Below are 19,121 nucleotides of genomic sequence, written 5' to 3'. Positions count from 1 at the left end.
TTTATGTCCTTTCATGCAGCCAGAATTGGCGGGAGGCTGCATCCATCCGCGACAGGAAACCGCCCCGCCGCAATGTCTGCAAAACCTGACCGCCGGCCGGCTCTTTCAATGTTATCGTCTTGTTGTTCTGTGCTGCGAAATTGCGCGAGGCTTCCATGAGCTGCACGAAGCTCAGATCGGCATCCGCGTTTTCCGGCACCTCGACCACCAGCCTGTCGGTGTCTCGAAGATTGTCCAGAAGAAGACCATGCGCGGCGGCAATCGACCGGATGGAAAGTGCCTGCGGCAATTTCAGTGTTTCGTTCGTGGTTTCATCAGACATGGGGAACCTCCCGAACGGCTTCGATGTCCTTGCGGCCGTCCACCTTGATCGACTGTTCTTCCGGCTCGTCCGGCATTTCCAGGCTCGGTACTTCGATCTCCAGAACCTCATGACCCGTCATGAGCCTCTCGATCAGGGTCCATTGCCGTTGGAAAGCCGCGACGCAGGCGGGATCGAAATGGCTGCCGCTCTGCGCGATAACATGGGCGTACGCCTCTTCGGCCGACCACGCCTTCTTGTAGGGACGCTCGGAGCAGAGAGCCTCGAAGACATCGGCAATGGCGACGATACGGGCTTCCAGCGGAATGCGATCACCCGACAAGCCGTGCGGATATCCCGTTCCATCCCATTTTTCGTGATGGCCGCCAGCAATCGCCTCCGCTATGCGCAGCAGGTCGGATGATCCGTTTTCGAGAATTTGCACACCGATACCGACATGTTTTCGCATTTCGGTGATCTCGTCCGGTGTCAGACGACCCGGCTTCAGCAGCACGCTGTCGGAAATTCCGATCTTGCCGACATCGTGCAGCGGCGCGGCGAGATAGATCATGCGGCAATGCTCGTCATCGAGGCCGAGATCCTTCGCCATCAGCATGCTGATTTGCGCGACGCGGGAAATATGATCGCCGGTGTGGCCGTCGCGGAATTCGATGGCGCGCGCCAAGCGCCAGATGATTTCCTCTTCGCGGGCCGCCAGTTGCCGGGTGGCCTTGCGCACCTCATCCACCAGCCTGCTTGCCTGTCCGGCAAGATCGCACTGCGCCTTGCGCAAGGCGAGGAGATTGCGCACCCGCGCCTTCAGCTCCACGGGGTCGAAGGGCTTATGGATGAATTCCGTCACACCGGTCTCTATCGCTTCGATAAGGATAGGCCGGCCTCTTTCCGAGGTGATCATGATGACAGGCACATGCGAGAAATGCTCATATGCATTCAGTGCCTTGAGAAGCTGTATGCCATTATATTTCGGCATCGTATAATCGACCACAAGCAGATCGACGGCATTGTGGCGGCAGAATTCCAGCGCCTCCGTGGGATCGGTGAACTCCACAATGTTGCGCACATCCGAAAGCTCCCGGATCGTCGCATTTAAGGCAACAAGAATAGATTTGCTGTCATCGACCAATACGATTTGCACAAGTCCTCGCTATCATTGGATTGCGGGCGAATGGACGCGCGAACTCCTCCGCTTCACGGAGAGAATTCAACGGATCAGGAAACATTTTTTTGGGAAAAGACGACCGCGTCATGCGGTCAGGGGAATGAAGCGTCTGCGCGAAATTAGTGTGCGTAGACAACTTCTTATATGAATAAATTGACCAGATGTTGGTTAACAGTGACTTAAGTGTGACTTATCAATACTTATAATGAAGCGCCGGTAGCGCCCCATCCCACGGGAATGTGATCCGGTTTCGGAGCGGCTCGGTTCAGCCGGCAATCGCTCTATAAATGGAGGAAGTACCTGACTGTAAAAAGGGCGGCAAGCTAGTCGCCGCCGCCCCATACACGCATTTTTGTCAGGTCAACATTTCACGACCCACAACCATCAGAACATGCGGGGAATGACGTCCGTTTCTCCGCCCCTGTCAATCAGCCTGTGCTTCAGCGATCCGGCAACGTGAAGAGCGATACAGGCCAGCATCAGATAGGCGCCGTATTTGTGAAGCGCATCAAATACGGCAAAGGCCGCATCATTTTTAGGAAGCAGTTCCGGCAGGTGCTGGATAAAGAAAAAGGGAACGCCGTCGCTTTGCGAAAAACTGCTTGAAAGCGAATAGCCAAGCAAAGGCACGAGAAGTGTCAAGGTGATCAGCATCCAATGGACCGCATGCGAGAGCATTTTTTCCCATGGCGCGAGTGCCGGCGGTGTCGTGGGCATGATCTTCTTGTATCGCCAGCGAAGCGCAAGATGGACGAGCGCCAGCAACCAGACCAGAACACCGAATTGCTTGTGATTTGGGTAGAGAAACGAAGCCGTTGCCATGTCGCTCTCCGGCAGGCTCGTCATGTACCAGCCGGAGGCGATCAGACAGATGACCAGCAACGCCCGCAGCCAGTGCAGACAGCGAACAGGCAGGGGGTATTTTGCCACAAGACGTGTTTTTATCAGGCTGGACATGAAAACCTTCTCCAAGGCGAGTGTTTGGTTGGATCGCACGTTTCATCGGGCTGCTTGGGACAGCCTGATTTTTTGACGACCTCTCATGTTTCTGCACTGGCGTTTTTCAAGGTGAAGAACACCGCCAAGGCGAGAGTGCCGAGCAGGGTTGCGGCAGATGTGAGAAGCACGGCATGTGCGGTCGAGAAAGCGCTTTTGCCCGCGCCGATCAACGATGTGGCAAGATCGCCGGAAAGCTTTTCGGCCACCACATAGGTGTCGCCGATGGAGCGGATCGCCGCTTCCGCATACTCCGGCGCAACACCCTCCGGCACCGTCATCGAGGCGGCATATATTGCCGAAAGCGCCACACCAAAGAGCGTGATGCCAAGACCCGCGCCAAGCTCGTAACCCGTGGCTTCCAGAGAACCCGCAGCACCGCCTTTCTCAGCCTCGACAGCACCCATGATGGCAATCGACGAGGCGGTCAGTCCGATACTCAAGGAAAGGCCAAGCAAGGCCAGAAGTGCCGGAACGACCGTGCCCGGCTGGTGAAAATTCGATTGCGCCAGTGCCGCCAGCGAAAAGGCGGCAACGAGGAGCGAAAGACTTGCAACCACCCGCAGTCCGAACCGGTTCGAAAGAAAGCCCGCAACCGGGCCGCCCAGGGCCGCAGCCGCCATGATTGGCAGCATGAAAAGGCCGGCTTCGAGCGGAGACTTGTCGAGAACGAACTGCAATTCCTGCGCAAGCGTCAGTTCCACCCCGGCAAGGGCGCCGGCAGTGACGATGGCCATTGCGATGCCGGTAACGATCGCCGGGCGGGAGAACAGGGACAGGTCAAGCATCGGCTCTGCCGCCACAAGCTGGCTTCTGACGAAGATGAAGACGGCGGCAAACCCTGCGAATGCGGCACCGGCCGCGATCCAGAGCGGCTGCTTTTCGCCAAACCCGGATTTCACTGCGAAAACCAGAGCGACGATGCCGACGATAAGCAGCAGGGCCTGCTGGATCTGCCATTTTCCCGGCGCAACCGGCTCATTTTTCGGCAAAGCGAAGGCGATGATCGGGGCGATCAGAAGAACCACCGGAATGTTGATGAGGAAAACCGAACCCCACCAGAAATGCTCCAGCAAAGCGCCACCCACGAGCGGGCCGACGGCAGCACCCGCCGCTCCCACCGTTCCCCAGAGTCCCAGCGCCATGGCGCGTTCGCCCGGATCTTCGAATGTCCGACGGATAATTCCAAGCACGCAGGGCATGATCATCGAAGCGCCGAATGCGAGCAGGATACGCCCGGCAATCAGCATGGCCGGCGTGGTGGAAAAAGCCGCGACGATGGAGGCTGTGCCGAAGATCATCAGACCCGTCAACAGCACCTTTCGATGACCGATGCGGTCGGCGAGCGTGCCCATCGGCACAAGCAGGCCGGCCATCAGCAGCGAGTAGATATCGATGATCCAGAGCACCTCGGTGCTCGAAGCCTGCAATGCCAATGTCAGTGACGGCACGGCGATATGCAGGATCGTCATGTCGAGGACGACGGGCAAAAATGCGAGCATGACCGCAAAGAGGATCAGCCATCTCCGCTTGGAGCGCTCTGGAGGCTGGGTAATCTTGCTGTCGAAGGAGAGTGCCATTTTCTTAACCGATGTTCACGCTTGTGTTTCGGGATACGGAAAGCTGGCGCTGACCAATTTGTACGGCCTTGCGACAATCCAATTCCGCATCGCAGCAATTATCGGTTGGGCTTTGCGTTTTGATGGAGGAAATGTGGAGAATGTATGGAGTGGAATAAATTGCCACCCATCCCCGCATCGATGGTGGGTTCAAAAAAGAACCCGCCCCCCGCTAACTATGAGATTGGTTTTCCAAGCGATATCTCGAACATCGCGCCACCCTTCGCAGATGGACTGTAGCGGATCTCGCCGCCATGCGCCTCGACGACGGCGCGAACGACGGACAATCCGAGCCCGCTGCCCGCCGCCTCCTGGAGCCCCGACTGCACGCCTCGGGTAAAGGGTTCGAACGCTCTCGGAGCGATATCACTTGCAAGCCCCGGCCCTTCGTCCGAAACGCGAATGACGGCCCGTTGGCCTTCTTCGACAACCGCGATCTCGATGGCGCCCCGTACCGCGTACCGGCGCGCATTGGTTATCAGGGCCAGAAGCGCCTGACGGATTCGCAGCGCATCCGCCTGAACGACGATATCGGCCAGATCGAGCCTCAGTTCGAAACCATCCGCTTTCAATTCCGGCTCGACCAGAAGAGCCAGTTTTTGAATTTCGGCCTTTAGGGGAACCGGCTCGAGACGAAGATCGAGATGGCCGCTATCGGCAAGCGTGACGGTTCGGAGATCTTCCACCAGCCGCGCAAGGGAATCCACTTGAAGAACAAGGCCCTGCAACGAGTGTTCATCGGGTTCGAACACACCATCGATAATGCCCTGCAGCCGCCCTTTCAAAATCGTCAGCGGGGTGCGCAGTTCATGCGCGATCGTCGCATTCCACAGCGTCATATCCGCCGCCATGTCCTGCAGGCGTTGCGCCATGGCATTGAAATCCGCAACCAGATGTGCCGTTTCTCCAAGCGAACGGTCTCCGGGAAACGCGCGCGCGGACAGATCGCCGTCCTTGATGCGTCTGGCACTTTGGGCAAGCGATTCAAGAGGCTCGAGAATACGCTTCGCCAGTCTGACGGAGGCGACCGCCGCCCCGATGAGCGCAACGAAGATCAGGCCCGACAGGATGAGGAAATCCAGACCCGTCAACCAGTCATCGGATGTTTCCGACCAGGGGTGGAAATAGAAAATGATGCTGAAGGCGATGTAGGTCCCGAAGAAAACGACAAGCGCGGCAATCACCGTCACGGCCGACATGGCGAGCAGGATTTGTCGGCTCAGCCCCTGTCGCAGCATCACGGATCCACCGCCAGCCGGTAACCAATGCCGCGAATGCTCGCGAGCATGCCTTCGGCACCGGCCTGATCGAGCTTCTTGCGCAACTTGCTCAGATGGCTGTCCACCGTGCGGTCCAGCGCATCGGAACCGGGAAGACAGGCATCCACGAGTTCGCTGCGCGTAAACGCCTTGCTGGGTGTCCTTGCCAGATGCGCAAGCAGCCGGAACTCCGTCAGCGTCAGCATCAGCGGCCTCACATCGCCGTCTTTTTCAAGCCGTGCCTGATAGCTGTCCAGATCTATGGTGAGAGGGCCGACCCGGACAACCGCACCCGCATGGGCAAGGCCCGCCCGCCGCAGAACCGCCTTGGCCCGGGCGACGACTTCAATGGGATTGAAGGGTTTGACGATATAATCGTCCGCACCGATCCGCAGACCCTGAAGCCGGTCCATCTCCTTGTCGAGAGCGGTGATCATGATGGCGGGCGTGTTCCCGCGCCTGCGAACCTCGGCCAGAACTTCCCAGCCATCGAGACGCGGCATCGTCACATCGACAAGAACGATATCGGGTTTCAGTGAAAGGTGCAGTTCCAGTGCCACTTTGCCGTCGCGGGCGTGCACCGTGCGAAACCCCTCGCGGGTGAAATAGGCCTCGAGAATGCCGGCGATATTCACATCGTCCTCGGCGATCAAAACTAGTGCTGCCATGGTTATTTGAACTCCTTGGCCCATCAATGCCACCGAAAGCGACCGCCGTCGAGCATCGCACGCCCGCCTCCATCGGCCAGCAACACAACCTCCACAAAACCGAAACCTGACGCGCCTAAGGGCTGCGGCATAACAAGTCTCTCACGATTTTGGATGGTAAAAAATGCCCCTGCGACGCACATCTCACCGGTTGAAAATTGCTGTGCTCCTTTTTCCGGCCGTTTTTCTGTCCGCCTGCGGCGATGAGAAAGCCTCACGCCAGGCGGCTGCCACCGAACATACGGAAGCGGCTCGCGTCAGCGTATTGAATGTCCAACCCGCAAAAGTGGTCGTTTACGACGAATTGCCGGGACGTATTTCTGCCTACCGCACCGCCGAGATACGCGCACAGGTGAACGGCATCATCCAGAAGAAGCTGTTTCAGGAAGGAGCGTCGGTCGATGCGCGCACGCCGCTTTTCCAGATCGACCCGGCACCCTTTGCTGCCGACGCCGAGGCAAGTGCTGCGGTACTGGCGCGTGCCGAAGCCGAACTGCTGAACGCACAGATCAAGTTCGATCGTGCCGGACTTCTGTCGTCGCAGAAAATCCTGAGCGCGGAATCCTTTAACAATGCCACGGCGACACTCGCCCAGGCCAAGGCAAATGTCGCCGAAGCGAAGGCCAATCTGGCGCGGCGCAAGCTCGAATTGTCCTACGCCACGATCAGTAGCCCGATTGCGGGTGTAATCGGCCAGTCCTTCATGAGCGAAGGCGGCCTCGCATCGTCTTCGGCAACCGCGCCGCTGGCGGTCGTTCAGCAGATCGATCAGGTCTATGTTGACGTCCGGCAGTCATCGATGAGCAAGGAACTGCTCAGGGACATGGCCTCCGACGGCGGCGGCGAGAAGACCGAAGGGCTGCCGGTGAAAATCTTCTCCATCGCCGGCAAGCCATACGAGCAACCCGGAAAGCTATTGTTCTCCGATATTTCCGTCGATGCCGCCACCGGCAGCCTCGGCATCCGGATCCTTGTTCCCAATCCTGCCCAGCAATTACTGCCTGGCATGTATATCCGCGCCAAGGTGCCGCGCGCCATTTATTCCCAGGCGCTGATGGTGCCGCAGGAAGCGGTGCTTCGGGACCCATCGGGGCGACCGCAGCTTATCGTCTTAGGTGCCGATGGCACAGGCAACCGGCGCAACGTCGAAACCGGCGCTCTTGTCGATGGCCAATACATGGTGCTGCACGGCGTTTCCGCCGGTGAAACCATCGTCATCCTCGGACAAGACCGCGTGCAGCCCGGCGAGAAACTGCAAACGACGCCCTACCGCCCATCCGCCAACGACATAAAAAGCTAAGGAGCGGTCGACCATGCCACAGTTCTTTATCAACCGGCCCGTTTTTGCCTGGGTCATCGCCATTCTGATCGTCATAGCCGGGGTCATTTCGATCCCGCAGCTTCCCGTCTCGCGCTTTCCGGTAATCGCACCGCCGAGTGTTTCGATCTATGCGACCTATACCGGAGCGACGCCGCAAACCATCAACGACAGTGTCACCAGCCTGATCGAACGCGAGCTTTCGAGCGCAAAGAACATCCTCTATTTCGACTCCTCGGCCGACTCGTCCGGCAGCGCCAACATTACCGTCACGTTCAAGCCCGGCACCGATCCGGAGCTTGCGCAGGTCGACGTTCAAAACCGTCTGAAGGCAATCGAGCCGAGGTTGCCGGAGCAGGTGCGCCGTGCCGGCCTCACCGTGGAGGCGGCTTCCTCCGGATTTTTGATGATCGTCTCCTTGAAATCCACCAATGGTGGGCTCGATCCGCTCGCGCTTGACGATTATCTCGTGCGCAACATCTCGCCGGAACTGAAGCGCGTAGCCGGTGTCGGGCGCGTGCAATCCTTCGGCTCGGAAGCGGCGATGCGCGTATGGGTCGATCCGGTACGCCTTGTGTCCTATTCGATCTCGATGACTGAAGTCACACAGGCGATCCAGTCGCAGAACGTACAGGTGGCCCCCGGGCGACTGGGTGAAGCCCCTGCCCTTCCCGGCCAGAAAGTCAGCGTTCCCTTGAATGTTTACGGACAATTGCAGACGCCGGAGGAATTTGCGCAAGTCATTCTCCGCTCCAATCCCGACGGCTCGAAACTGACGCTCGGCGACGTCGCAAGGATCGAGATCGGATCGCAGACATCGAGCTTCTCGATCCTCGACGGTGGCAAGCCCGCAACGGCCGCGGCCATCCAGATGACGCCCGGAGCCAATGCGGTCAGCACCTCGAAAGGTGTGCGCGACCGACTGGCGGAACTGGCGACGACGATGCCTGCGGGTCTAGAATATGCGATTTCCTACGATACCGCGCCTTTCGTGAAAGTGTCGATCCAGAAGGTGGTGCAGACGCTCGCCGAAGCGATGGTTCTCGTCTTTCTCATCATGCTGCTGTTCCTCCAGAACATTCGCTACACCCTGATCCCGGCGATCGTCGCACCCATCGCGCTTCTCGGCACATTCGCGGTGATGCTGGCGATCGGTTATTCGATCAATGCCCTGACCATGTTCGGCATGGTGCTCGCAATCGGCATAATCGTGGATGACGCGATCGTGGTGGTCGAAAACGTCGAACGCATCATGGCGACGGAAGGTCTGTCACCGCGGGAGGCGACCAGGAAGGCGATGAGCGAAATCTCCGGCGCCGTCATCGGCATCACGCTTGTCCTCACCGCCGTGTTCCTGCCCATGGGCATGGCCAGCGGTTCGGTGGGCGCGATCTATCGGCAGTTCACGGTTTCGATGGCCGTGTCGATCCTGTTTTCCGCTTTCCTGGCGCTCAGCCTCACACCGGCGCTTTGCGCCACGCTGCTGAAACCGATCGCGGCGGATCACCACCAGCGCACCGGCTTCTTCGCTCGCTTCAATCGTGGTTTCGAGCGGCTTACCACCCGTTATGCCGGCTGGGTGGCGGTCCTCATTGGCAAGACCGGCCGGGTTATGGTGGTCTATGCCGCCATCGTCGCGGCGCTGGCCTATGGTTACAGCACTTTGCCAACGGCTTTCGTGCCGGAGGAGGATCAAGGCTCCTTCATGACGTCCTTCACATTGCCGGCCGAGGCGACGGCGGAGCGCACGCGTGCGGTCGTCAATCTGTTCGAAGAACATGTGAAGGAACGCCCTGACATCGAGAACAACCTGACCATCATGGGCTTCGGTTTTTCCGGTTCCGGTGCGAATACGGCCATGTCCTTCACTACGCTGAAGGACTGGGGCAAACGGTCCACGACCGTGGATGAAGAACTGACTGCCGCAACGACCGCCATGTCCGCCGCCGAAGAAGGGCAGGTCTTCAGCCTGAAACCGCCGGCAATCGACGAACTCGGCACGACGTCAGGCTTTGCGCTACGGTTGCAGGACCGAGCCAACCATGGCGCGGACGCGCTTCTTGCCGCTTCCGCGCAGCTGACGCAGCTGGCCGGTAAAAGCAGCCTTCTGAGCGATGTTCGCGTAGATGGTCTGCCGAGCGGGCCAAGCGTCACGCTGCTGATCGACCGGCAGAAGGCAAGCGCGCTCGGTGTTGCCTATTCCGCGATCAGCGACACGCTGGGCGGTGCGGTAGGCTCCACCTACATCAACGACTTTCCGCGTGCCGGACGCCTGCAACAGGTTATCGTGCAGGCCGAAGCCTATAGCCGCATGCAGGTGGATGACGTCTTGAGCCTTCATGTCAGAAACGACACCGGAAAAATGGTGCGGCTCTCGGAATTCGTCACGGCGGAATGGTCGACTATTCCTCTGCAGGTAACCCGCTACAACGGTTATCCCTCCATGAGCATTTCCGGATCGGCCGCCGCCGGTGTCTCGAGCGGCAAGGCGATGGAGGAGATGGAAAGCCTCGCCTCCCGGCTGCCCAAGGGCTTTGCCGTGGAATGGACCGGCCAGTCGTTGCAGGAGCGGCAATCCGGCGCGCAGGCGCCCTTGCTGATGGCGTTTTCCTTTCTGATCGTTTTCCTCGTGCTCGCAGCCTTATACGAAAGCTGGACCGTTCCGCTGTCCGTCATGCTGGTGGTGCCTCTGGGTATTCTGGGTGCGGTGATCGCCGTTCACCTCAGAGGTCTGGAAAACGACGTCTTTTTCAAAGTCGGGCTGATTACGCTGATAGGACTTTCAGCCAAGAACGCCGTATTGATCATCGAATTTGCGCGAAAACGGCAGGCGGAAGGGCTGAATTTGTCGGAAGCGGTGATCGAAGCCTCGCGGTTGCGCTTGCGCCCAATCGTCATGACGTCGCTTGCCTTTACCCTGGGCATCCTTCCGCTGGTGATCGCCAAGGGGGCCAGCTCCGAGACACAAAACGCCATCGGAACCGGCCTTTTCGGTGGAATGATTTCGGCAACCATTCTCGCCGTGCTTTTCGTTCCGGTCTTTTTCGTGATCGTCGCACGGCTTTGGCAAGGCAGGCAATCGGCAGAAACCCAGCCTGTGCCATAGTCCCGGATACCGCCGGGGCGCTGAATACAGCGGGCTTTGTCAGTTCGCCTGCATCAGCGCCACGGCGTCCGGACCCGCGGGAAAGCGGAGCTGTCCGGCGGTATCATGGACAGCGTTCCACACCGCCTCCGCAACATCGCTTTCCTTCGTCGTCAGGGTCGGTCTGGCAAAGCCCGCAAGAATTGGCTGCGCAAATTCGGCATAGTCGCCCGGAAGCAGTTGATCCAGCGGCAGGATGGCATTCGCCGTAAAACTCGTCGTCGGCGCATAACCGGGCTGGACCAGCTTCACGCGGATATCGAAATAGCCAAGTTCGTGCGCCAGCGAACCTGAAAAACCCTCGATCGCCTGTTTGCTGGCAGTATAGGCCGCTGCCAGCGGAAACGATCCGAGCGTGACACTGGACGTTACGTTGACGATGGTGCCGGATCGACGTTCACGCATCTGCGGGATAATCGCCTGCGTCATCGCCATAACGCCGAAGCTGTTGGTATCGAAAATCCTGCGGATCGCCGCCATCGGCGTGGCCTCGAACGCGCCGACCATGCCGATACCGGCATTGTTGACCAGCACATCCACCGGCCCGGCCGCTTCGATGAGGGCGGCGATACTCTGTTTGCTCGTCACATCGAGGGGCAACACACGCAACCTGTCTGTTTTGCCACCGAACAATGCAAAATCGGGGCGCCGCATCGTTGCGATGACATTCCACCCCTTGGAAAGAAAAAATTCGGCAACCGCTTTGCCATAACCCGATGAAGTACCGGTAATCAGGATCGTCTTCGACATCATCTGTCTCCTTGGTTTCATTAAGGAGAAGCATAGACAACGCCATCAAGACGATACATAATCAGAAATCCAGTAATAGTTATTGATCGTCCAGAATGGATCCACTCAGCGACATCATCACCCTCCTGCAGCCCAGTGCCGCCGTTTCAAAGCCGATTTCAGGCCGTGGTACTTGGGGTGTCCGATATCAGGCACACGACGCGCCGGGTTTCACCATCGTTCTTTCCGGAACAGCATGGGTCATCTTCGATGGCAGGGAGCCGTTGCAGCTAGCGCAAGGTGATTTCCTGCTGTTGCCGACAACACCCGCCTTCTCGCTTTGCAGCGAACCGGGTGTCGCATGCATCCCGGTCGAGCCGAGAAGCGAGGCAGTCAGGCATGGGGATCAGGAAGGCGAACCCTGCTTTACCGCACTCGGCGGCAGCTTTGCGTTCGAGCGGATCAACGCACCGCTTCTGCTCGGATTGCTGCCCGATCTCATCCACATCCCTGCATCGGCAGGGCGGGCATCACGGTTTGGGCGGCTGGTAGAATTATTGTCGGAGGAATGTATCGCCAACGAACCCGGCAAGGAACTGATTGTCCAGCGCATGCTGGAGGTGCTGCTGGTCGAAGCGTTGCGTTGGCGCAGCCTCGGCAATGAGCTAGCTCCAGCGGGGCTGTTGAACGGCATGCGCGAGCCGGGCATTGCCCGCGTGCTGAAAGCCATCCACGCCGACGTCCGCGCGAACTGGACCGTCGCCGACCTTGCCGGGATAGCCGGCATGTCGCGCTCGGCCTTTGCCGCGCGGTTCACTGAGATTTTGGGTTGTGCGCCGATAGAATATCTGGCCCGCTGGCGCATGGGTCTCGCCAAGGATGCGCTGGTGCGTGGGGCAAAGCCGTTGGACCGGATCGCGGACGAGATTGGCTACGAATCCGCCAGCGCCTTCAGCACCGCATTCCGCAAGCGGATCGGCATGGCACCGGGCAGCTTCGCCCGCAACCACGCGATGCCGGGGTAAGCATGCCCGGCATCGAAGGTCGGTGCGGATCGGATGCTCACCTTACGCGGTAAGCGGAGCCAAGTTGGCCTCGATCCTGTCCCGGAAGGGCTCATACCGGTTCGGCAACTTGAGTGCCTCACCAAGATGCGCCGTATCCTCATCCCGGTCGAAACCGGGTTCGTTGGTTGCAATCTCGAACAGGATCCCGCCTGGGGTCTGGAAATAGATCGCCCAGAAATAATCGCGGTCGATGACCGGGGTTACCTGATAGCCGGTATCCATCAGCGCCTTGCGAACCTCGAGCTGCTTTTCGCGGTTTTCGACCGCAAAGGCGATATGATGAACCGAACCCGCTCCCTGACGCGCAAAAGGCGTCTTCGGCAAGGCGGCAAGATCGATCGTATCCGCACCGTTACCACCGGGAATGACGAAGCGCGTCACATCGCCCTCAACCTCGGCCCGCTCATAACCCATGAAACGCAGAAGTTCTTCGGTTGCGGCCGTATCGTGAAGATTAAAACGTGCGCCGGTGAAACCGCGAATGGCGTTGTCTTCGGCGATGCCTTCCGCCAGCCACGGAGCACGCGCATCATTACCCTTTTCGATCAGCGCAAGGCCGTCACCATCGGGGCCGATGAAGCGCAGGCGATTGGCGCCAAACACCGTATCGGCCTGAATGCCAGCAACGCCTTCTGCAATGAGACGGTCTTTCCAGAAACCAAGCGCGCCCTTCGGAATGGAAAACTGGGTCTCCCCAACCTCACCGACGCCGGGACGACCGGCCATCATATGCGCGAAGGGGAAGTAGGTCATGACCGTGCCCGGTGTACCCTGCTCGTCACCGTAATAAAGGTGATAGACGCCGGGCTCGTCAAAATTAACGGTCTTCTTCACCCGGCGCAGGCCGAGCGTCTCAGTGAAAAATCTGTTGTTCTGCCGTGCGTCCGACGCCATGGAGGTGACGTGGTGCAGGCCCTTGATATCCTTGATCATCGCCGGCGCCTTTCTTCATTCGTGTGTCCGTTTCGATGGAGAGAGATGTAACCCACTTGATTGCGCTACAGAATTGCAATATTTATCTCGAATGCATTGCGGATTTTGAAATAATAAGATGAACGACCATAAAGCTCTCAAAACGTTTCTGATGGCGGCCGAAAAGCGTAACTTCGCCCAGGTCGCCCGCGAACTGGGCATGACGGCGGCGGCCGTCACCCGGGCCATCGCCGCGCTTGAAGATGATCTTGGTGTACAGCTTTTTGTCCGCACCACCCGTCAGGTCTCGTTGACGACGGACGGTGCCGTCTTTGCCGCACAAATTCAGCCAGCCGTCGAGGCATTGGAAAGTGCCCGGCGCGATGTCCGGAATGCTCATAAGGCTGATCAGGGCCGGCTGAGGATCAGCGCTCCGACATGGCTCGGCAAGACGGTGCTACCGCCGATCCTCTCGGGTTTCCGGGAACTTTATCCGAAAATGTGCTTCGAGATTTCCCTGTCGGACGGCCTCGTCAACATAGTCGATGACGACTACGATCTGGCGATCCGCATTTCCTCGGCCCCTTCTGACAAGTTCACCATCTGGCGCAAGATCAGAGCCGTGCCGAGAATATTGGTGGCGGCACCCGGCAGCCGGTTCACCGGGATGCAGCATCCAAGCGAACTGACCCCGGACGATTGCCTTGCCTATAGCGGTGAAAGCAGACGGGAAAACTGGGTGCTTTCAGACGGCGGATCGAGCATCACCATCGCGGCCGGCCGTGCATTCAGCGCCAATAATGGCGAAGTCCTCGCCGATATGGCGGCGGATGGATCGGGTGTGGCCATGCTACCGGGGTTTCACATCGCCGGCCATCTCCGCAGCGGCCGCCTTGTTCATGTCCTGCGTGGCTGGTCGCCGCCGGAGCTTTGGCTGACGCTCTATTATCCGCCCTACCAGGCCCTGCCACCCCGCATCGCCACTTTCTCGAAATTCTTCGAGGACCAATTGTCGTCACACATGGCGACGCTGGAATAGACATTCACGGTCCTCACCGAATTGCCGAACCGTTATTCAAACAGCGTATCGACAGGCTCGATCTGCACGTCGGATGAAGAGCAGCGAAGTACACCCGTGAAATAGACGAGTTCAAATCGAACTCCTATGGATCAGGCTTGCCCATGACCACTAGCGGTACCGAAGAGGGAAGTTTCTGACTTGGTGACAGGATTCGATAAAATGAAAAAATTGCCTTACGCCGCGTGGATCGCGCTGATGACGGTCTCTGTCCCGCCGGCATTCGCCGGATCAGTCGATCATCATTGGTCGGAAGATCCGATGACCCACTGCAAATTTACCGCGCCGGCGTCCTTGACGAATGGACCCACTTTCTGGACGGGCACATGCGTTGACGGGAAGGCCACGGGTACCGGCATGTTGCGCCGCCGCGACGGTAACCGGGCCGGGCCGGCTTTCTTTGGCCAAATGAAGCATGGTCTTCCCCAGATCGGTGTCGTTGATCTTGGCGATGGATACCAGGTCGTTGCATTCAGCGATGACGGCGTTGACCGAACAGAGCTTGAGCCTCAGGCCCGAATTGACGCATTTCGAATAGCAGTCGAGGCCGCGCGGCAAGTGAGCGCCAAATATGCGACCGAAAAGAATACTGTGTCGTCGCAGCACTATGACGCGATTGCAAAAACGCTCGAGCTCCAGATCGAATGATTTGAGTTTGAGTAAAGTGCCTTGAGCCGCACCGGGTTTGCAGGAGCTTTCTTAAGGAGAAAGAAAGCTTGAAGAACTTTTGGGTCGCGTCTGCGAAGACCAAAACACAAAAAGGGCTCCGAGTTTCCTCGGAGCCCTTTGATAATCTGGTAATTTTGGTTGCGGGGGCAGGATTTGAACCTGCGGCCTTCAGGTTATGAGCCTGACGAGCTACCGGGCTGCTCCACCCCGCGTTACCAGCGTAAATCCCTATGGGATTTATCGCGACTGCATCACAGGGAAGCTGTGATGCATACTGCCGGAGCAAATTGCCGAAGGCGATTTGTCTCCTGTAAGGGACGCACGGGGCGTTTTCCTTATGTTTTCATGTTCCGCAATGCAAAAAGGCCGCTTATGGCGGCCCTTTGTATCGGCTGGGCCGAGGTATGTGAATGAGAAGATTTATTGTTGCGTTTTGCAGACCTGGCAGCGACCTACTCTCCCGCGTCTTGAGACGAAGTACCATTGGCGCTGGGGCGTTTCACGGCCGTGTTCGGAAAGGGAACGGGTGCAGCCGCCCCGCGATAACCACCAGGTCGGCAAAACGCAACGATTTCCATTTATGAGATGGAAACAGTTTTCGAGAAGCTGGGAAGCTTGCGCTTCATTTAATTTAACACGTCTTTCTGCGACCGATCCGTATTCCACCTTTGCTCAAGGATGAGCGTGGCAGCCATACAGACCAGAGGTCGTCGCGCCCTGTGGCGCGGCCCGTCCGGAGCGCTATGCGCGTCAGGACAGAACAGAACAGATGATGTTCATCATCGATGAACATATTCAATGGGAACGAAGAAGTCGATCGAGCTATTAGTAACGGTAAGCTTCACATGTTGCCATGCTTCCACACCCGTCCTATCAACGTGGTCGTCTTCCACGGCTCTGATAGGGAACACTCGTTTTCAGGTTGGTTTCCCGCTTAGATGCCTTCAGCGGTTATCCATTCCGTATATAGCTACTCTGCTATGCCCTTGGCAGGACAACAGATCCACCAGAGATACGTCCATCCCGGTCCTCTCGTACTAGGGACAGATCCTGTCAATATTCCTACACCCACGGCAGATAGGGACCGAACTGTCTCACGACGTTCTGAACCCAACTCACGTACCGCTTTAAATGGCGAACAGCCATACCCTTGGGACCTGCTCCAGCCCCAGGATGCGATGAGTCGACATCGAGGTGCCAAACAACCCCGTCGATATGGACTCTTGGGGGTCATCAGCCTGTTATCCCCGGCGTACCTTTTATCCGTTGAGCGATGGCCCTTCCACACGGGACCACCGGATCACTATGACCGACTTTCGTCTCTGCTCGACTTGTCAGTCTCGCAGTCAGGCGGGCTTATGCCATTGCACTCGACGACCGATTTCCGACCGGTCTGAGCCCACCATCGCGCGCCTCCGTTACTCTTTCGGAGGCGACCGCCCCAGTCAAACTACCCACCATACACTGTCCCGGATCCGGATAACGGACCGCGGTTAGACATCCACGAAGATAAGGGTGGTATTTCAAGGATGGCTCCACACGAACTGGCGTCCATGCTTCAAAGCCTACCACCTATCCTACACATGCCTTGGCGAATGCCAGTGTAAAGCTATAGTAAAGGTGCACGGGGTCTTTCCGTCTGACCGCAGGAACCCCGCATCTTCACGGGGAATTCAATTTCACTGAGTCTATGTTGGAGACAGCGGGGAAGTCGTTACGCCATTCGTGCAGGTCGGAACTTACCCGACAAGGAATTTCGCTACCTTAGGACCGTTATAGTTACGGCCGCCGTTTACTGGGGCTTCAGTTCAGAGCTTGCACCCCTCCCTTTAACCTTCCAGCACCGGGCAGGCGTCAGACCCTATACGTCGTATTGCTACTTCGCAGAGCCCTGTGTTTTTGATAAACAGTCGCTACCCCCTGGTCTGTGCCACCCCATCATACTTGCGTAAAATGGGGTCACGCTTCTTCCGAAGTTACGCGTGCAATTTGCCGAGTTCCTTCAACATAGTTCTCTCAAGCGCCTTGGTATACTCTACCTGACCACCTGTGTCGGTTTCGGGTACGGTCTATACGGTGGAGCTATTTCCTGGAACCTCTTCGCCGCACATTCAATCCAGTAAGAATGTACAACACACGAGATCCGTCACTACCACCAGGCCCACGAATATTAACGTGGTTCCCATCGACTACGCGTGTCCGCCTCGTCTTAGGGGCCGGCTAACCCTGCTCAGATTAACTTTAAGCAGGAACCCTTGGTCTTTCGGCGAGGGAGTCTCTCACTCCCTTTATCGTTACTCATGTCAACATTCGCACTTCCGATATCTCCAGGGCCCCTCACAGGTACCCCTTCACAGACTTACGGAACGCTCCGCTACCACATGCCTTACGGCATATCCTCAGCTTCGGTGCATGGCTTTAGCCCCGTTACATTTTCGGCGCAAAGACCCTTATTTAGACCAGTGAGCTGTTACGCTTTCTTTAAATGATGGCTGCTTCTAAGCCAACATCCTGGTTGTTTTGGGATCCTCACATCCTTTCCCACTTAGCCATGACTTGGGGACCTTAGCTGGAGGTCAGGGTTGTTGCCCTCTTCACGACGGACGTTAGCACCCGCCGTGTGTCTGCCGACTAGTACTCCTCGGTATTCGGAGTTTGGTTAGGATCAGTAAGACGGTGAGTCCCCATAGCCCATCCAGTGCTCTACCCCCGAGGGTATTCGGTCGACGCTCTACCTAAATAGATTTCGCGGAGAACCAGCTATTTCCGAGTTTGATTGGCCTTTCACCCCTAGCCACAAGTCATCCCAATCTATTGCAACAGATACGGGTTCGGCCCTCCAGTTGGTGTTACCCAACCTTCAGCCTGCTCATGGCTAGATCACTCGGTTTCGGGTCTAATGCAACTAACTAAATCGCCCTATTCAGACTCGCTTTCGCTGCGCCTACACCTACCGGCTTAAGCTTGCTAGTTACACTAAGTCGTTGACCCATTATACAAAAGGTACGCCGTCACCCTTGCGGGCTCCGACTGTTTGTAGGCATCCGGTTTCAGGTTCTATTTCACTCCCCTCGTCGGGGTGCTTTTCACCTTTCCCTCACGGTACTTGTTCGCTATCGGTCATGCACGAGTACTTAGGCTTGGAGAGTGGTCTCCCCATGTTCAGACAGGATTTCACGTGCCCCGCCCTACTCAAGGACAATGACTGTTCTACGCGTAAGGGGCTATCACCCTCTATGGCCGACTTTTCCAAATCGTTCCGCTTTATTCATCATTGCCACTGGCCTGGTCCGCGTTCGCTCGCCACTACTTACGGAGTCTCGGTTGATGTCCTTTCCTGCAGGTACTTAGATGTTTCAGTTCCCTGCGTTCGCTTCTTACCCCTATGTATTCGAAAGTAAGATACCTTATCACAATGCTTGGAAACCCAGGCCGTTCATAAAACAGACTGGATTTTCCAAGCATTTAAGGTGGGTTGCCCCATTCGGAGATCCATGGATCAAAGCTTATTCGCAGCTCCCCACGGCTTTTCGCAGCGTATCACGTCCTTCTTCGCCTGTGCATGCCAAGGCATCCACCAAATGCCCTTAATTCACTTCTTCGTTCTCATTGTCTATGCTCATCCATAGCCGTTCCGAAGGAACGGCAACCCGGTTACCTTTTACAACCAGGTCATTTCCTGATGACATCGACGTGTTCGATACAATCCCCATATGAAGGCACGCCGGTGCACTTCGAGGTCGTATCATTAAGACCAGCTTCTCGAGATATCATCCGGTGATGCGCGGTCAGGCAACACCAATCCAGCATCTTCATCAGATGAAGGCCTAAACCTTCAAACAACAAAAATGCCTCGGACAAGCTTTCCTTCCTACCTCCAATCCCTCCACCAATTCCGGCCGACTAAGCCATCACAAGGTTTCTCTGGGACTGGGCTCGGACGCCTTGGGCCTAAACCCAAAACACCTGGAAGCTTCCAGACATATCTTCTCTTCACAATGTATTCAGAACAGGCATCAGTTCTTGCGAACGATGCAAACTTTTATTTCTTCAAAAGGATAACGCTTCACGCCGATCAGTTCACCCATACAGGCCGCAAGGCCGTCGGCCATGATTGGCCGGCCTGTCTGGAGCGCAGCGG

At 57.4% G+C, this 19,121-nt stretch carries 13 protein-coding genes, 1 tRNA gene and 2 rRNA genes; 5 read left to right on the top strand and 11 right to left on the bottom strand.

What is annotated here, in order from left to right:
• Position 1: 1 nt before the first annotated feature.
• The 6 genes from RBH10_RS09985 to RBH10_RS09960 form a co-directional block, all read right to left on the bottom strand.
• A complete protein-coding gene (locus RBH10_RS09985) occupies positions 2-322 on the bottom strand; it encodes a hypothetical protein (protein ID WP_281037330.1) in 321 nt (106 codons plus the stop codon).
• The gene (locus tag RBH10_RS09980; RefSeq protein WP_281037331.1) at positions 315-1,457 is read right to left on the bottom strand and encodes an HD domain-containing phosphohydrolase; all 1,143 of its coding nucleotides are present in this window, start codon (positions 1,455-1,457) and stop codon (positions 315-317) included. Before RBH10_RS09980 ends, RBH10_RS09985 begins: the two co-directional genes overlap by 8 nt.
• A gap of 408 nt (positions 1,458-1,865) precedes the next feature.
• On the bottom strand, positions 1,866-2,438 hold the full coding sequence (locus RBH10_RS09975) for a cytochrome b (RefSeq protein WP_281037332.1): 573 nt from the start codon (positions 2,436-2,438) through the stop codon (positions 1,866-1,868).
• Positions 2,439-2,521: 83 nt separating this feature from the next.
• A complete protein-coding gene (locus RBH10_RS09970; protein WP_281037333.1) occupies positions 2,522-4,057 on the bottom strand; it encodes an MFS transporter in 1,536 nt (511 codons plus the stop codon).
• 215 nt (positions 4,058-4,272) lie between these two features.
• Positions 4,273-5,334, bottom strand: a complete 1,062-nt coding sequence (locus RBH10_RS09965; RefSeq protein WP_281037334.1) for an ATP-binding protein — start codon at positions 5,332-5,334, stop codon at positions 4,273-4,275.
• Positions 5,334-6,023: a response regulator gene (locus tag RBH10_RS09960; protein ID WP_281037335.1), complete on the bottom strand. Its 690-nt coding sequence runs from the start codon at positions 6,021-6,023 to the stop codon at positions 5,334-5,336. The genes RBH10_RS09965 and RBH10_RS09960 overlap by 1 nt, the downstream gene beginning before the upstream one ends.
• 202 nt (positions 6,024-6,225) lie before the next feature.
• On the opposite strand from RBH10_RS09960, the gene RBH10_RS09955 reads away from it, so the two are divergent.
• Positions 6,226-7,362: an efflux RND transporter periplasmic adaptor subunit gene (locus RBH10_RS09955; RefSeq protein ID WP_281037336.1), complete on the top strand. Its 1,137-nt coding sequence runs from the start codon at positions 6,226-6,228 to the stop codon at positions 7,360-7,362.
• Positions 7,363-7,375: 13 nt separating this feature from the next.
• Positions 7,376-10,486, top strand: a complete 3,111-nt coding sequence (locus RBH10_RS09950) for a multidrug efflux RND transporter permease subunit (protein WP_281037337.1) — start codon at positions 7,376-7,378, stop codon at positions 10,484-10,486.
• A 39-nt stretch (positions 10,487-10,525) separates the two neighbouring features.
• Here RBH10_RS09950 and RBH10_RS09945 read toward each other — a convergent pair whose 3' ends face one another.
• Positions 10,526-11,275: an SDR family oxidoreductase gene (locus RBH10_RS09945; RefSeq protein ID WP_281037338.1), complete on the bottom strand. Its 750-nt coding sequence runs from the start codon at positions 11,273-11,275 to the stop codon at positions 10,526-10,528.
• 95 nt (positions 11,276-11,370) lie between these two features.
• On the opposite strand from RBH10_RS09945, the gene RBH10_RS09940 reads away from it, so the two are divergent.
• Positions 11,371-12,279, top strand: coding sequence for an AraC family transcriptional regulator (locus tag RBH10_RS09940; protein WP_281037339.1), 909 nt, complete (start codon positions 11,371-11,373; stop codon positions 12,277-12,279).
• Positions 12,280-12,321: 42 nt separating this feature from the next.
• Here RBH10_RS09940 and RBH10_RS09935 read toward each other — a convergent pair whose 3' ends face one another.
• The gene (locus tag RBH10_RS09935) at positions 12,322-13,254 is read right to left on the bottom strand and encodes a VOC family protein (RefSeq protein WP_281037340.1); all 933 of its coding nucleotides are present in this window, start codon (positions 13,252-13,254) and stop codon (positions 12,322-12,324) included.
• Between the two features lie 118 nt (positions 13,255-13,372).
• Between RBH10_RS09935 and RBH10_RS09930 the strand changes: the two genes are divergently transcribed.
• Together RBH10_RS09930 and RBH10_RS09925 are read left to right on the top strand one after the other, a co-directional pair.
• Positions 13,373-14,272: a LysR family transcriptional regulator gene (locus RBH10_RS09930; protein ID WP_281037341.1), complete on the top strand. Its 900-nt coding sequence runs from the start codon at positions 13,373-13,375 to the stop codon at positions 14,270-14,272.
• A gap of 201 nt (positions 14,273-14,473) precedes the next feature.
• Positions 14,474-14,959: a hypothetical protein gene (locus RBH10_RS09925; RefSeq protein WP_372339785.1), complete on the top strand. Its 486-nt coding sequence runs from the start codon at positions 14,474-14,476 to the stop codon at positions 14,957-14,959.
• Positions 14,960-15,115: 156 nt separating this feature from the next.
• Here the strand turns inward: RBH10_RS09925 and RBH10_RS09920 are convergent.
• From RBH10_RS09920 to RBH10_RS09910, 3 genes are all read right to left on the bottom strand, one after another.
• Positions 15,116-15,192, bottom strand: a tRNA-Met gene (locus tag RBH10_RS09920).
• 227 nt (positions 15,193-15,419) lie between these two features.
• Positions 15,420-15,534, bottom strand: a 5S ribosomal RNA gene (gene rrf, locus RBH10_RS09915).
• Between the two features lie 250 nt (positions 15,535-15,784).
• Positions 15,785-18,582 (bottom strand): 23S ribosomal RNA (locus tag RBH10_RS09910).
• Between the last annotated feature and the right edge of the window lie 539 nt (positions 18,583-19,121).

The sequence above is a fragment of the Rhizobium sp. AN73 genome, from assembly GCF_030757975.1.
Taxonomy (GTDB): Bacteria; Pseudomonadota; Alphaproteobacteria; order Rhizobiales; family Rhizobiaceae; genus Agrobacterium; species Agrobacterium arsenijevicii.
This window is presented reverse-complemented; position numbering and strand designations above follow the sequence as displayed.

Coding starts and splice junctions, on each gene's coding strand:
- RBH10_RS09985 (WP_281037330.1), bottom strand. CDS start 322: ATGTCTGATGAAACCACGAACGAAACACTGAAATTGCCGCAGGCACTT.
- RBH10_RS09975 (WP_281037332.1), bottom strand. CDS start 2,438: ATGTCCAGCCTGATAAAAACACGTCTTGTGGCAAAATACCCCCTGCCT.
- RBH10_RS09970 (WP_281037333.1), bottom strand. CDS start 4,057: ATGGCACTCTCCTTCGACAGCAAGATTACCCAGCCTCCAGAGCGCTCC.
- RBH10_RS09965 (WP_281037334.1), bottom strand. CDS start 5,334: ATGCTGCGACAGGGGCTGAGCCGACAAATCCTGCTCGCCATGTCGGCC.
- RBH10_RS09960 (WP_281037335.1), bottom strand. CDS start 6,023: ATGGCAGCACTAGTTTTGATCGCCGAGGACGATGTGAATATCGCCGGC.
- RBH10_RS09950 (WP_281037337.1), top strand. CDS start 7,376: ATGCCACAGTTCTTTATCAACCGGCCCGTTTTTGCCTGGGTCATCGCC.
- RBH10_RS09945 (WP_281037338.1), bottom strand. CDS start 11,275: ATGTCGAAGACGATCCTGATTACCGGTACTTCATCGGGTTATGGCAAA.
- RBH10_RS09940 (WP_281037339.1), top strand. CDS start 11,371: ATGGATCCACTCAGCGACATCATCACCCTCCTGCAGCCCAGTGCCGCC.
- RBH10_RS09935 (WP_281037340.1), bottom strand. CDS start 13,254: ATGATCAAGGATATCAAGGGCCTGCACCACGTCACCTCCATGGCGTCG.
- RBH10_RS09930 (WP_281037341.1), top strand. CDS start 13,373: ATGAACGACCATAAAGCTCTCAAAACGTTTCTGATGGCGGCCGAAAAG.
- RBH10_RS09925 (WP_372339785.1), top strand. CDS start 14,474: ATGAAAAAATTGCCTTACGCCGCGTGGATCGCGCTGATGACGGTCTCT.